Origin of the sequence: Streptomyces sp. NPDC046831 (genome assembly GCF_040645305.1) — a bacterium.
Lineage (GTDB): Bacteria > Actinomycetota > Actinomycetes > Streptomycetales > Streptomycetaceae > Streptomyces.
On sequence record NZ_JBEYXZ010000042.1, the window covers coordinates 23,030 to 38,102 of the forward strand.

Genomic DNA, 15,073 nt, shown 5'->3' on the forward strand with positions numbered 1-15,073 from the left:
GGCCGGCCGGTTCACCATTGGCTGGTTTTGCCGCTTACTTGACCCCTGCGCCCGTGGGCCCGGCCCGGACCGGACGTCGCGGACGTCAGCGGAGGGGCGGCCGGGCCTGCCGCAGGTGTGCCCGTGGTGATTAGGCTGGGACCGGGCGCCCCATCAGAACCCGCGGCTGGGCCGTAGGCGCTCCGGGGGAGGGCCGGGCGGACCGGATTCGGTCCGGGTGTCCGGCCGGCCGGTCCCGACCGACCCCGTAGGACACGAACGGTCGCCCCAGCACGGCATGAGGGTGCTCGACCACACCAGGAGGAACTGTGAACAGCGATCGGGACGGGATCCGCGGGGGCTGGGCCACGCCCGGCGACGACCAGTCCGACGCCGAGTCCGCCATCGAGACGACGGGCGAGTTCACCATCGACTACGCGCCCCCCGCCTGGTACACGCAGAACGCGCCGGGCGCCTCGAACGAGGCGTCGCCCTCCACCCCGGCCACCCCTCCCCCGCCGCCTCCCGTCGGTCCGCCGGTCGACGTTCCCGACCTGCCGCCCGGCGGCGGCTTCCAGCCCGCCTGGACTCAGCCGGGTGCCGCTCAGCCGGTGGCGCCCGAGGCGGCTGCTGAGCCGGTGGCGCCCGAGGCGGCCGCCGGAGGCGGCGCGGCGGACGGCGCCGGCAACGGCGACCTGGTGAACGGTGCGACGATGCGGATCTCCGCCGCCGCGCTGAACCGCGAGTTCGCCGAGCGGGACCGGGCGGCCGCCGCCGCGAACGCGGGAGGCGACTCTGGGCCCGCCGCGGACGGCGGAACGCCGGGAGCCTCCGAGCCGTCGGGCGACGCGGAGGTGTCCGCGGACGCCGCCCCGGCCGGGGACGGCCCGGCCGGGCCCGATGCGCCGGGAATCCCGTTCGCCGGGCCCGGCAGCGACACGCACCTGCATCCGGCCCAGGACGCCCACGGCACGACGCCCGCTGACGCCGCGTCGGCGCACGCGGACCTGACGGAGGCGGCGCCCGGCGGCGAGCACGGCGTTCCTGGCTCCGGTGACGCGGCCGGCGCCCAGGTCCCGGCCGACGACGCGGCCGGGCGGGACGGCGAGGCTCCGCAGCACGAGAGCGCCGGTCTCGGCGCGTCCGAGCACCCGACCGGGGACTCGGCCGGCGGTTCGGCGGCCGCGGACGTGCAGGCGGCCCTGGACGTGCAGGCGGCCCTGGACGCGCAGGCGGCCGCGCGAGCCGCGGAGGACGACGGGGCGGCCGGTGAGACGGTCGCCGGGCCCCACGCGAGCGACGGTTCCGACGGTTCGGCAGGAGCTGGGGACGGGCAGGTGGCGGGCGGCCACGACGGCGTCTCCGCCGAGGCCGCCTCCGGCCCCCTTCCCGAGGCGCGGGCGGACGCGGCGGGCGACGGCGCGGCGCCGGACGCCGGGGAGGCGGCCGGTGACGGCGGGAGCACGCCGGACGCCGTCCCCGCCGCAGCCGCACCGGCCGACGGCGCCCCCGCCGACGTACCGGCCTCCGGGTCCGGGACACCGGGCGGGGCGCCCGGGGACGTGCCGCAGCCGCCGGCCGGCTGGGGTCCGCCGCCGGCGCCGCAGGGCGCGGTCCCGCCGCTGCCCCCGTCCTACCAGCCGGCCGCTCCCCCGCCCGCGGACCAGTGGCCGGCGCAGCCGCACGCGGCCCCTCCGGCGGCCGCGGACGCCTCCCAGCCGGGCGGTGTTCCGTACCAGCCGACGGGTACGCCGGTTCCGCCGCCGGCGCAGCCCCAGCAGCCGTTCCCGCAGCAACCGCCGTTCCAGCAGCAGGCGCCGCAGGCCGGGCCCGACGCGTGGCACGCGCCGGCCGCCCCGCCCCAGCACACCCCGGCGCCCACTCCCCCGGCGCCTCCCGCCGGCTACGGCTTCCCGCAGCCCGGCAGTGGCCAGGCGGGCGCGCCCTCCGTGCCGCAGCCGGCCCCTCAGCACCCGGCGCAGGGCGGCTACGGCTTCCCGCAGCCCCCGGCTGCCGCGCCGGACGCACACGGCGGCTACGGCTTCCCCCATTCGGGCCCCGTGCCGCCCGCCCCGGCCGCCGGCACCACGCCCGCCCCCGCTCCCACTCCCGCGCCGAACCCGCAGGCCGGTTACGGCTTCCCCCAGCCCACGGGGGCGAGCGGAACGCCGGGCGCAGGCGCCCCCGGCCCGGCCGCCCAGCCGGGCGGCTACGGCTTCCCGCAGGGTCCGGGCGCCCCGCACACCCCCGGTGCGCCCCATTCCCCCGCCCAGCCCGGCGGTTACGGCTTCCCGCAGGACCCGGGCGCCCCGCACACCCCCGGCGCGCCCCATTCCCCCGCCCAGCCCGGCGGTTACGGCTTCCCGCAGCCGCCCGCCCACGCGGGGCAGCCGGGGCAGCCAGGACAGCCCGCGCAGCCCGGGCCGGAGCTCCCGCAGGCCCAGCCCGGTGTCGTGCAGCCGCCCGTCGACCCCCGGGCCGGTACCGCCTGGCCGCAGCCGGTACAGCACGACCAGCGCCAGCCCACCAACCCCGGTGCCGCGCCGCTCGGTTACACCGCGGCCGTGGAACTGTCCTCCGACCGGCTGCTCAACAACAAGCGGCAGAAGGCCCGCAGCGGCCGGCCGACCGCCGCCGCCGCCGCTTCCAGGTTCAAGTTCGGCGCCAAGAAGGAGGAGGCGGAGCGGCAGCGGAAGCTGGACCTGATCCGCACCCCGGTGCTGTCCTGCTACCGGATCGCCGTGATCAGCCTCAAGGGCGGTGTCGGCAAGACGACCACGACGACCGCGCTCGGCGCCACGCTCGCCACCGAGCGGCAGGACAAGATCCTCGCGATCGACGCCAACCCCGACGCCGGCACCCTCGGCCGCCGTGTCCGCCGCGAGACCGGGGCCACCATCCGCGACCTCGTCCAGGCGATCCCGTACCTCAACTCGTACATGGACATCCGGCGGTTCACGTCCCAGGCGCCCTCCGGTCTGGAGATCATCGCCAACGACGTCGACCCGGCCGTGTCGACCACCTTCAACGACGAGGACTACCGGCGGGCGATCGACGTACTGGGCAAGCAGTACCCGGTCATCCTGACGGACTCGGGCACCGGCCTGCTGTACAGCGCCATGCGGGGGGTGCTCGACCTCGCCGACCAGCTGATCATCATCTCGACGCCGTCCGTGGACGGTGCGAGCAGCGCCAGCACGACGCTGGACTGGCTGTCGGCGCACGGGTACGCCGACCTCGTCGCGCGCTCCCTCACCGTCATCTCGGGAGTGCGCGAGACCGGCAAGATGATCAAGGTCGAGGACATCGTGGCGCACTTCGAGACGCGGTGCCGCGGAGTCGTCGTGGTGCCGTTCGACGAGCACCTGGCGGCCGGTGCCGAGGTGGACCTCGACATGATGCGGCCCAAGGTGCGCGAGGCGTACTTCAACCTGGCGGCGATGGTGGCCGAGGACCTCGTCCGGCACCAGCAGTCCCACGGGCTGTGGACGTCCGACGGCAACCCGCCGCCGGTGGCGGCCCCGCCGATGCCGGGACAGCCGCTGCCGGGACAGCCACTGCCGGGTGCGCCGGGACAGGCGTACCCGCAGCACCCGGGCCGGCCCGCGCCGCAGGGCGGCCAGTACCCCGCTCAACCCGGACAGCCTTTCCCGGGGCAGCCCGGACAGCCGTTCCCGGCCCAGCCCGGGCAGCCGGTGCCCGGCCAGGCCGTGCCCGGGCAGCCGGTGCCGGGACAGCCCGGGCAGCCGGTGCCCGGCCAGTTCGCCCCCGCGCAGCAGCCGTACCCCCAGCAGCCCGGTCAGCCGTATCCGCAGCAGCCCGGCCACCCCTACCCGCAGCAGCCCGGCCGGCCGGCGCAGGGCGGCGGCCAGTATCCCGGTCAGCCGGCTCCGGGGCAGCCGTTCCCGGGCCAGGCCCCGGCGCCCGGTGCCCCGTCCGCCCCGCAGCCGTATCCGGGCCGGCCGGGCCAGCCGGCCGATCAGCCCGCGCCGCAGCCGTATCCGGGCCAGCCGGCCGGTCAGCCCGCTCCGCAGCAGCCCGGGCAGTCGCAGCCCCCGCAGGGGCAGGCCCAGCCTCAGCCCCAGCCGCCGCAGGGCCAGACCCCGCCTCCTCCGGCTCCTCCACAGCGGTGACACCGGCGGCCCCTGCGGGGGCCGCCCGCCACGAGGGCCCGCGCCGTACGACCCGGCGCGGGCCCTCGCGCGTTCGCGCCGCGAACCGGCGGCATTCCGCCGCCACCCCCTGACCAGGAGGGCGTCAATGGTCTCCACCAATGGGGGGTGACGATGCGGTCAACTCGTTGTTTCCGCAGGCCACGCGGGGTTTGACGGACCGTTGACGCGCGCAGACTGCCGCTGATAGACACTCACTTCATTCCGCCGGCGTCACCCGATCAAGCCCGTTCCAGCCCGTCGCACAGGGGACGCACAGCGTCCCGTGCCTGCGAGGACGCGAGGTCATGAGCCATGAACACACACGATCAGCACGGCAGAGGACGTACCGGCCCACGCCTTCGGCGAACGCGGCTCCTCGCCGCCGCGGGTGCCACCGCCCTGGTCCTCACGGCGGGCCTCGCCACCCCGTTCGCCCCGGCCGCGCAGCAGGCGCAGGCCGCGGAGGCCGGGGACGCGGGGGCCACGAGGGCGGACGACGGGGACGGGGACGGCAAGAAGGTCCTCACCGTCGCCGTCGCGCAGAGTGTCGACTCGCTCAGCCCGTTCCTCGCGGTCCGTCTCCTCAGCACGAGCATCAACCGGCTCATGTACGAGTACCTGACCGGCTACGACCCCAAGGACGCCCACGTCGTCCCGGGCCTGGCCACCCAGTGGACGCCGTCGCCGGACAAGCTGACGTGGACCTACACGATCCGCACCGGCTCCAAGTGGTCGGACGGCAAGCCGGTCACCGCCGAGGACGCGGCGTGGACGTTCAACAAGATGATGACGGACGAGGGCGCCGCCACGGCCAACGGCAGCTTCGTCGGCAACTTCGACGAGGTGACCGCGCCCAGCGCCACCCGGCTGATCATCAAGCTGAAGAAGCCGCAGGCCACGATGACCGCGCTGGACGTGCCGATCGTGCCCAAGCACGTCTGGGAGAAGGTCGGGGACTTCTCCGAGTTCAACAACGACAAGTCCTTCCCGGTCGTCGGCGACGGGCCGTTCGTCCTCACCGACTACAAGCCCGACAGCTACGTACGGCTGAAGGCCAACAAGACCTTCTGGCGCGGGGCGCCCAAGTTCGACGAGCTGGTCTTCCGCTACTACAAGGACCAGGACGCGGCGGTGGCCGCCCTGCGCAAGGGCGAGGTCTCCTTCGTCGCGGGCTCGCCGTCCCTGACGCCCGCTCAGGCGGCGTCCCTCAAGGGCGCGAAGAACATCCGCGTCAACGACGCGCCGGGCCGCCGCTTCTACGCCCTCGCGACCAACCCCGGCGCACAGGCGAGGAACGGCGAGAAGTTCGGCGACGGCGACCCCTCCCTGCTGGACCAGCGGGTGCGCAACGCGCTGTTCCTGGCCGTCGACCGCAAGACCATCATCGACAAGGTGTTCCAGGGCCACGCGGTCGAGGGCCAGGGGTACATTCCGCCGCGCTACTCGACGTACTTCTGGAAGCCGCCGGCCGGCCAGGACCTCTCCTACGACCCGGCGAAGGCGGCCCGGCTGCTGGACGAGGCGGGCTACAAGGCGAACGCCGCCGGCAAGCGGCTGGGCAAGGACGGCAAGCCGCTGAACTACCGCGTGCTCTGCCACGCCACCGACCCCAACGACAAGGCGGTCGGCAAGTACCTGCAGGAGTGGTGGGGCAGGCTCGGCATCGGCGTGACGCTCGACTGCCTGGACAACGTGACCGACCCCTGGCTGGCCGGCAAGTACGACCTGGCCTTCGACGGCTGGTCCGTCAACCCCGACCCGGACTTCGTGCTCTCCATCCACACCTGCGCCGCGCGCCCGGCGACCCCGAAGGACACCGGCGCCACCGACAACTTCATCTGCGACCGGAAGTACGACGAGCTGTACGCCCGGCAGCTGGCCGAGTACGACCCGGCCAAGCGGGCGGACCTGGTCAAGCAGATGGAGTCGCGGCTGTACGACCTCGGCTACATGAACGTCATGGCCTATCCGAACGCGGTCGAGGCCTACCGCACGGACCAGATCGAGTCGATCACCACCATGCCGTCGAAGGCGGGCAACATCTACGGCCAGGACGGCTACTGGAGCTGGTGGTCCGCCGTTCCGGCGAAGTCCGGTGATTCCTCAGACGGCTCCACGTCCACGGGCGTCATCATCGGGATCGTCGCGGGCGTCGTCGTCCTCGCCGGCCTCGGGACCTTCCTGGCGATGCGCCGGCGTGCCACGGCCGACGACCGTGAATAGGCAGCCGACCGCCCGGCCGGCACAGACCGAGTGAGTGCTCATGACCGCTGAAGCGACACCCGCGCCGGCCGAGCCCGCCGTCGCCGGCCCGGCGACGGCCCGGCCGGTGGCGGGCCGGAGGCCGCGGGCCGGCACGACCGCCGGCTACCTGCGCTATGTGGCGGGCAAGCTGGGCGGTGCGGCCGTCTCGCTGCTCGCCGTCCTCGTCACCAGTTTCTTCCTCTTCCGGCTGATCCCGGGCGACCCGGTGAAGTTCATGACCGGCGGGCGCCCGATCTCGGCCGCGCAGATCGCCGCCTACCGGCGGGAGTTCGGGCTCGACCTGCCGCTGTGGCGGCAGTTCACGCAGTACTGCGGCAAGGCCCTGACCGGGGACCTCGGCACGTCGTACCAGTTCCGGACCCCGGTCGTCGGCAAGATCACCGAGGCGCTGCCGAACACACTGCTGCTCACCGGCACCGCCTTCGTGCTCTACACCGTGCTGGGCATCGTCCTCGGTACCCGGTCGGCCTGGCGCCACGGCGGGCCCGGTGACCGGGTCAACACCGCGCTGGCGCTGACCCTGTACTCGATCCCGTCGTTCTGGCTGGGGCTGCTGCTGATCATCGTGCTGTCGGTCGGCGTGGGCCCGGTGCCGGGGCTGTTCCCGACCGGCGGGATGGAGTCCGGCGGCGAACAGGGCCTGGCCCACGTCGCCGACGTCGCCCACCATCTGATCCTGCCGGTGGTGACGCTGGTCGCCGTGGAGTACGGGCAGACGCTGCTCGTCACGCGCTCCGCGCTGCTGGACGAGATGGGCAGCGACTACCTGACGACCGCGCGGGCCAAGGGCCTCAGGGATGATCTCGTCCGCCGCCGGCACGCGGTGCCGAACGCGCTGCTGCCGACCGTGACGCTGATCTTCGTCAACCTCGGCCGGACCGTCGCCGGCGTCATCCTCGTGGAGACGGTGTTCTCCTGGCCGGGCCTCGGCGGCCTGTTCTACCAGGCGCTGAGCGTGCCCGACCTGCCGCTGGTGCAGGGCCTGTTCTTCGTCTTCGCGGCGTCGGTGATCGTGATGAACACCCTCGCCGACCTGCTCTATCCGCTGCTCGACCCGAGGGTGGGACGATGACCGCCGACACCGCCGCGCCCGCCGCCGCCCCCGGGCCGCGCGCCCTGACGTGGCAGCGCCGCCGTGCCTCCGTGGCCCGCTTCTGGCGGCAGTACCGCACGCACCGGCCGGGCCTGTTCGGACTCGCCGCGCTGCTGCTGGCCGCGCTGGTCGCGCTCACCGCGCCGCTGACCGCCGGGGCGGACGTCCAGAGCGTGACCGACGCGCCCGGCGGGCCGCTGGAGAGCCCGAGCGGCCGGTTCCCGCTGGGCACCGACCAGTTCGGGCGCGACCTGCTGGGCCTGCTCGTCTGGGGCTCGCGGGTGTCGCTGCTCGTGGGCCTGCTCGCGGCCGTGCTGTCGGTGGCGATCGGCGCGCTCATCGGCATCACCGCCGGGCACTTCCGCGGCTGGTACGCCACCGTGATGATGCGCGTCACCGACTGGTTCCTGGTCATGCCGACGCTGGTGCTCGCCATCGCGCTGGCCACGGTGATGTCCCGCTCGCTCGGCACCATCGTGCTGGCGATCGGCGTGACGACCTGGCCGACCACCGCCCGTCTGGTGCGGGCGCAGACACTGGCCGTCGAGTCGCGGCCGTACATCGAGCGCGCCAGGGCGCTCGGCGGCGGCCACTGGCACATCATGTCGCGGCACGTGCTCCCCAACGTCATGCCGCTGGTGCTCGCCCAGACCACCCTGATCATCTCCTCCGCGATCCTCTCCGAGGCGACGCTCGCGTTCCTCGGTCTCGGGGACCCGGCGGTCGTCTCCTGGGGCGGGCTGCTCCAGGACGCCCGGGAAGCGGGCGCGGTCAGCTCGGGCGACTGGTGGTACCTGGTGCCGCCGGGCATCGCCATCGCCGTCGTCGCGCTGGCGTTCACGCTGTGCGGGCGCGCGGTGGAGTCCGTCCTCAACCCCAGGCTGGGGGTGTCCCGTTGACCCTGCTCGACGTCAGGAACCTGACGGTGACGTATCCCGGCGGGGCCGCCGCGGTGCGCGGCGTCGATCTCCGCCTCGCCGCCGGCGAGAAGCTCGGCCTCGCCGGGGAGTCCGGCTGCGGCAAGTCCACGCTGGCGCTGTCCCTGCTGCGGCTGCTGCCGGCCGGCGCCCGGATCACCGGGGAGATCCTGCTGGACGGCGAGGACGTGCTGGCCATGAAGTGGGGCCGGGTGCGCGCCGTGCGCTGGGCCGGCGCCTCGATCGTCTTCCAGGGGGCGATGCACTCCCTGAACCCCGTGCACCGGGTGGGCGACCAGATCGCCGAGCCGGTGCTGCTGCACCGCAGGGCCACCCCGGCGCGGGCCCGGGCGAAGGCCGGTGAGCTGCTGGAGCACGTGGGGCTGCCCGCGGCGCGGGCGCAGGCGTATCCGCACGAGCTGTCCGGCGGCCAGCGCCAGCGCGTCATGATCGCGATGGCGCTGGCCTGCGACCCCCGTCTGATCGTCGCCGACGAGCCGACCACCGCCCTGGACGTGATGATCCAGGCCCAGATCCTGCGGCTGATCGAACGCCTGGTGAGCGAGCAGGACCTCGGCCTGATCATGATCAGTCACGACCTCGCCGTCCTCGCCGACACCTGCGACCGGCTGGCGGTGATGTACGCGGGCCGGGTGGTCGAGGAGGGCCCGGCCCGGCAGGTCCACGAGGACGCCCGGCACCCGTACGGGCGGGCCCTGTCGGAGGCCTTCCCTCGGATCGGCGACCCCGCGTCGCGGTTCGCACCCCGCGGGCTGCCGGGCGACCCGCCGGACCCGTCCGCGCTGCCGCCGGGCTGCACGTTCCACCCGCGCTGCCCGGTCGCGCTGGACCTGTGCGCCACCGAGGACCAGGCGCTGCGGGAAGCGGGGGCGGGGCGCCGGGCGGCCTGTGTGCACGTGGACGCCGGGGCCGGGGCGACCGCGGCGGGACAGGGCGTCGAGGACGAGGATGAAGTGAGGAGCAGCGCCCCATGACCACTCCTGTCCCCAGTGCGCCGCTGATCGGCGTCGAGGGTCTGCGCCTCACCTTCCCCGGCCGGAACGGCGCGCCGCCGGCCCGGGCGGTGGACGGCGTGGACCTCACCGTCCGGCGCGGTGAGATCGTGGCGCTGGTCGGCGAGTCGGGCTGCGGCAAGACGACGCTGGCCCGCTCCCTGCTCGGCCTCGTCCGCCCGACCGCGGGCCGGATCACCTTCGACGGGGCGCCGCTCGACTACTCCTCCCGTGCGCTGAAGGCGTACCGCAGGCGGGCGCAGCTGGTGCTCCAGGACCCGAGCGGCTCCCTCAACCCGCGGCACACGGTGTACGACGCGGTGGCCGAGGGCCTGCGCATCCACGGGTACGGCGGCGACGAGCGGGCGGCCGTCGCCGAGGCCCTCTCCCGGGCCGGGCTGCGGCCGCCGGAGCGGTTCTTCCTGCGCTACCCGCACGAGCTGTCCGGCGGCCAGCGCCAGCGGGTCGTGATCGCGGGCGCGCTGGTCCTGGAACCCGAACTCGTCGTCGCCGACGAGCCGGTGGCCTCCCTGGACGCCTCGGTGCGCGGTGAGATCCTCGCCCTGCTGCTGCGGCTGCGCGCCGAACTCGGCCTGTCGGCGCTGGTCGTGACGCACGACCTGGGCCTGGCCTGGAACATCGCCGACCGGGTGGCGGTGATGTACCTCGGCCGGATCGTGGAGACCGGCGCGGTGGAGCAGGTCCTGACGGCGCCCCGGCACCCGTACACGCGGGCCCTGCTGTCCGTGCTCCCCGAGGCGCCCGGCGATCCGGTCGTGCTCACCGGTGAGCCGCCGGATCCCTCCCGCATCCCCTCGGGGTGCCGCTTCCACGCCCGCTGCCAGGTCCTGGCGAGCGGCGAGGCGGCACGGGCGGGGGTCGCGGACGCGTGCCGCGGGGTGGATCCGGACGTCCTGGGCGGGGCCGGCGAGGCGGAGGTGGCGTGCCACTGGGCGCGGGTCACGGGCGGGGCACGCGCCGGTGCGGTGAGCGGACCCGGCGGGACGAGCGAGGACGACGGCATGACCGCGCCGGCCGCCGGCACGGGGGCGTGAGCGGGCACGCATGAGCGGCGCGGACGGGGTGGGAGGCACGGCCGGGGGCGGCGGGACGACGGCCGCCGGGCACGAATCGGCGGTCCCCCGACGCACCCGTGGACGTCAGGCGGCTCTACCTTCTTGATCGGGTTGATCGAGCCATTCGTAGGGCTGGATCGCCCAGAGGTGCTGGGTGTGGCCATCAGGCGGCTGCCGTCTCGTGGTTTCCCCGGCTTCGCCGCCCGGCGCCTCACGACGACTCGGCCGCCGATGAGGAAGTGCGAACAATGTCGCTGTGCAGAGCAATGCCGGCGAGGTCGTCCGTGGCACGAACAGAAGGAACCCGCACGACAGGAGCGCGATGACCCGGGGCCTTCTTCCCGGGCACGGCAGGGGCGCGCCGGGGGGCGGACTCCGGGGAAGGGGTGGCGCGCTCAGGCGGTCGCCGTGTCCGCGCTGCTCGCGGCCTGGCGCGGGTCGGCACTGTCGGCCCGCTGCCAGGTCAGCCTGACGGTGAAGTTCCCCTCGGCCGCCGTCTTGGCGATGACCGCTCCCGCCTCGGCGTTGATCTTCACTCCGAGTTCGACCTCGACCGTGCTGGGCGGGCTGGGAAACGTGGTCAGCCGGTCCAGGAGCGTCGCGGCCGCGGCGCGCACCTGGTCGAAACTCTCCGCCAGCGTCCGCGCGGCGGTCCCCGCCACCTCACCCGGCCGGGCGGCGCGCACGATGCCGGAGGCGGCCGGTTCGACCTCCATCACCACCCGTGCGGCTTCCCCGCACTGCCCGGAACCGTTCAGTGGCACCCAGATCAGCTGGGCCTCGGCCATGTGTCGTCATCCCTTCTTCGCGCACAGCGCTCCCCGGTACGCACCGGGGGGCAGTTTCTCCTCGGCGGCCCGCGGCAGCGTTTCGTCGCCGAGGGTGCCGCACAGGCGCCCCATCCACCGCTTCGCCTCGGCGGCCGACGGAACCCCGACGGGCTTGCCGGTCGCACCGGTGCCGGCCTGGGGTGCCGGCAGCCGGTGCAGCGGTCCGCCCTTGCCGCGGCCGACGACGGCGAGCACGCCGGGGTACTCGTACAGGAGCGCCGACAGGCCGTCGTCCGAACCCAGCAGGTCGATCGTCCACCGGGGGGCGACGGCGACGACGGGGCCGTCGCCGGGGGAACCGCCGGGCGCCGGGGGTGAAGAGGACGGGAAGGAAGGGATGTCGGCCCCGCTGTAGACCAGCACCCGTGAACCGCCGGCGGACACGGTGACCCCGGTCGCCGGCAGCTGCTGCGAGGACCGCTCCTGCCGGAGGACCCTGCCGCCCGGCAGTTCACGGACGGCCAGCCGCTGCTCGGCCTTCAGCCCCTTGACGAAGGTCTCGGCGACGGCCGCCCGGGTGAGGTCCGGGCTCACGTCCACCGTCACGCTGTGCCCGGCCGACTCCTTCAGGCCGAGCAGTTCCCGCCCGTGCGGTGCCGTCCCGGTCAGGTCCCACACCTTCAGCGACGTCGTCACCTCCAGGGACTTGCCCCCGACGCTCTCGGTCAGCGTGATCAGGCGTTTCCCGCCGGCGTCCAGCCAGAGCGCGTCGACCGGCTCCGGCAGGCCGGGCATGGTCTTCTTGATGCGTCCGCCGGCCGTGTCCCACAGGACGAGCCGGCCGCCGTCGCCGAACAACCCGGTCTGGCCCACGAGCACGGTGCCGTCGGGGGAGAAGGCGAGTCGCGCGTACTGCGTCGGCAGGGTGAGGCCGGGAATGTCGTGGAGATCGAGCTCGGGCAGCTCCAGACCGGGGAACCCCGGTACCTCGCCCACGTCGTCCGGGAACGGGTCCCCGCCCCGGGGCCGTTCCAGTGTGCGGGTCTGCCCGGTCCGTACGTCGTACAGACGCACGGGCAGCCCGCGCGGGTCCGCCGGAGTGGACGGCACGGTGCCGGTGTCCGGGAGAAGCTCAGTCCGGGCCATCGCCACCAGGGAGCCGTCCGGGCTGACCGCCGTGACGTCCGCGTCGTGCCCGGCCGACAGCCGGCGGACCCCCGGGCCGTCGGTGCGCTTCAGGACGACCACCCTGCCGTCGGCGGCACGCGAGGCGATCACCCGTCCTCCGGCGTCGGTGAGGGAGGAACTCGGCGGCTGTTCCGGCGACTCGGTGAGGAGCCCGTTGATCGTTGTGTACCGCGGGGCGATCACGTCGGCGAAGCCGTACCGCGCGTACATCTCACCGAGGCGCGCACGGGTCTGCCCGGTGTCCTGGGTGCGGTAGGCGCGCAGGGCCAGCAGCAGCGCCGTGTACCCCGCCCCCCGGTCGGTGGGGTCGGCCATGCCCTCGGCGTCGCGCGACTGCTGCACCAGCACTCGGGACGCCTTGGCGGCCGAGTCCTTGCCGGCGTCCCGCTGCCACGCCCGGACCTCCAGGCCCGCGCCCCCCGCGACGAGTCCGAGCACGACGACGAGGGCGACGACCAGCGTGCGGCGGCGGCGTGCACCCCGGACGCTCGCCGCCACGTACTCCTTCTCCGCGGCGAGCAGTTCGTCCGGCCGGCGCGCGTGCCAGTTGCGGGCGTCCCGCAGGTCCGCTCCGCGCAGCAGCCGACTGCGCGGCTGCCCGTCGGCGGCCCACTGGGCGATCCGCCGTCGCAGGTCCTCCTGCCAGAGCCGGAAGCCGCGGTCGGCCTCGAAGAAGTCGCGCAGCCGGGTCCAGTGCGTCAGCAGTGTCTCGTGGGCCAGTTCCACGGTCTCCACGGGCGACCCGTCACCGGTCCGGTACTCCTCGCCGGGCACGACCAGGCGGGTGGTCATCAGCCGCTGGGCGATCCGCCACTGCCGGGACGGCAGTTCGGAGCGGGTCACGGTGCGGCGGGTGGGCGCCACCCGCTCGTCGCCGGGGTGGACGAGCTGGACGAGCAGGGCGCGGGCGGCCAGGCGCTCCTCCTCGGTCAGGGCACCGCCCCAGATCTGTTCGGCATGGGTGACCAGCGCGTCGTCGACCCGGCCCAGGGACTCGTAGGCGGCGTGCCCGATGACGCCGTGCCGCTGGCGCTCCCACAGCCTGGTGAGGGTGAACTCCAGCAGGGGCAGCCGGCCGGGGTCGCTCCCGAGGTCGCTCAGGATGCGGTCCACCAGGCCCGGTTCGTAGCGGACGCCGGTGTGGTCCAGCGGACGCTCGACGGCCGCCCGCAGCTCCTCGTCGGACATCGCTCCCACGGTGAACAGCCGGTCGCCGGCCAACAGCGGGGCGAGCCCGGGGTGGTTGAGGGCGGAGGTGAGGAAGTCGGCGCGCAGGGCCGTCGCGACCTGCAGCCTGGAGCCGGGGCGCAGCGCGTGCCCGAGTGCGGCCGTCAGCGCGTCCAGTTCCGCCTTGTCCGTGCCGATGAGCGCCTCTTCGAACTGGTCGACGACCACCAGCAGCCCGTCCCAGCCCTGGCGGGCGAGCAGCCGGTCGACGACCTCGGGCATCCGGCCTGCACGCAGCAGGTCCGTCAGCCCGGGCAGCTCCTTCAGGCGGGCGGTCTCGGTCAGGTCCGGCTCCAGACGGGGCAGCAGCGCCAGAGCCAGCGCGGCGAGCGGGCTCCGGCCGAGCTGCCCGGGCCGGAAGAGCACGATCTCCCGGTCCCGGCGGGCGCGCAGCGCGGGCAGTGCTCCGGCGTGCAGCAAGGAGGACTTGCCGCAGCCGGACGGGCCGACGAGGCTGATCGCCGGCGCGTGACCGAGCAGGTCGACGATGCGCCGGGCCGGCTCCTCGCGGCCGTGGAACAGGCCGGCGTCGCGCTCGTGGAAGGGCTCCAGGGCCCGGAAGGGGCAGGCCGGCAGCGCCGTGTCGCCCAGGGCCGACGAGCTCTCGCGCAGCGTCTGCGTCGGGATGAGGTAGGCCGTGCGCACGTCCGGCCTGCCGTCCGCGGCGACGACCATGCCGACCACTCCGCCCTCGGCCACGTCCCAGACGGGGGCGCCCGAGAAGCCGGTCTGCACGCGGTGCTCGCTGGACGGATCGGTGTCGTACTGGAGCCAGCCGGCGCCGGTCCGCCCGCGCAGCCAGCCGACGCTCCACGCGCCGTCGTCGTAGCCGGCCGGGAAGCCGAAGGTGCGCACCCGGCGGTCCGGTCCGGCCGCGTCCTCCACCAGCCGGGCCACCGTCGCCTTGGCGGGCGGGTCGGTGAGCAGCTTGAGGACGGCGACGTCGCCGGACCCGTCGGCCCGGACCGGGGTCCACGACCCGATCCGCACCTCCGTCCGCCGGCCGGGCTCCGCCAGGGGGAAGTCGATCCATAATCGTCCGGCGGGCGGCTCCGTGAGCATGTCGGACGGTGCGCCCAGCGCTCTGGCCACCACATGCGCGCAGGTGATCACTTCATGGTGGCCGGTGAGGAATCCGGCCCCCTCCGGCCTGCCGTCGGCGTTGAGGATTCTCACCACCGCCGCGTCACTCGGCGCGGCACCGCCCTGCGTCACGATGTCCCCCGATCATCCGATCAACAGCTCGGCGTTGCCGTAGCGCCGCCGACGTGATTGACGGGACCAGTGTGACTTCCGCCCTCCGGTACGGCAATCACCTGCGGTGGCCACGGACGGGAAGAAGACAGCGCCGTCCGGGAGGACGCCGCCCCGTTGAGGCCACGGTGACGGGC

General features: G+C 74.7%; 8 protein-coding genes. 6 read left to right on the plus strand and 2 right to left on the minus strand.

Annotated features, from left to right (window positions below):
* Positions 1–308 precede the first annotated feature (308 nt).
* From ABZ920_RS27105 to ABZ920_RS27130, 6 genes are all read left to right on the plus strand, one after another.
* A complete protein-coding gene (locus tag ABZ920_RS27105; protein WP_361510220.1) occupies positions 309–4,112 on the plus strand; it encodes an SCO5717 family growth-regulating ATPase in 3,804 nt (1,267 codons plus the stop codon).
* Positions 4,113–4,445: 333 nt separating this feature from the next.
* Complete coding sequence (locus tag ABZ920_RS27110; RefSeq protein ID WP_361510223.1) at positions 4,446–6,356, plus strand: ABC transporter substrate-binding protein; 1,911 nt, start codon at positions 4,446–4,448, stop codon at positions 6,354–6,356.
* Between the two features lie 40 nt (positions 6,357–6,396).
* Positions 6,397–7,470 carry an ABC transporter permease gene (locus ABZ920_RS27115; RefSeq protein ID WP_361510226.1) on the plus strand — a complete coding sequence of 358 codons (1,074 nt, stop codon included), beginning with the start codon at positions 6,397–6,399 and terminating at the stop codon, positions 7,468–7,470.
* Positions 7,467–8,390, plus strand: coding sequence for an ABC transporter permease (locus tag ABZ920_RS27120; RefSeq protein WP_361510229.1), 924 nt, complete (start codon positions 7,467–7,469; stop codon positions 8,388–8,390). Before ABZ920_RS27115 ends, ABZ920_RS27120 begins: the two co-directional genes overlap by 4 nt.
* A complete protein-coding gene (locus ABZ920_RS27125; RefSeq protein WP_361510232.1) occupies positions 8,387–9,403 on the plus strand; it encodes an ABC transporter ATP-binding protein in 1,017 nt (338 codons plus the stop codon). Before ABZ920_RS27120 ends, ABZ920_RS27125 begins: the two co-directional genes overlap by 4 nt.
* Complete coding sequence (locus ABZ920_RS27130; protein WP_361510235.1) at positions 9,400–10,476, plus strand: ABC transporter ATP-binding protein; 1,077 nt, start codon at positions 9,400–9,402, stop codon at positions 10,474–10,476. Before ABZ920_RS27125 ends, ABZ920_RS27130 begins: the two co-directional genes overlap by 4 nt.
* A 416-nt stretch (positions 10,477–10,892) precedes the next feature.
* On the opposite strand, the gene ABZ920_RS27135 is transcribed toward ABZ920_RS27130, so the two are convergent.
* Together ABZ920_RS27135 and ABZ920_RS27140 are read right to left on the minus strand one after the other, a co-directional pair.
* Positions 10,893–11,285 (minus strand): CU044_2847 family protein, encoded by a 393-nt coding sequence (locus tag ABZ920_RS27135; RefSeq protein WP_361510238.1) that lies wholly within the window; start codon positions 11,283–11,285, stop codon positions 10,893–10,895.
* Between the two features lie 6 nt (positions 11,286–11,291).
* Complete coding sequence (locus tag ABZ920_RS27140) at positions 11,292–14,897, minus strand: serine protease (RefSeq protein WP_361510241.1); 3,606 nt, start codon at positions 14,895–14,897, stop codon at positions 11,292–11,294.
* Positions 14,898–15,073 lie beyond the last annotated feature (176 nt).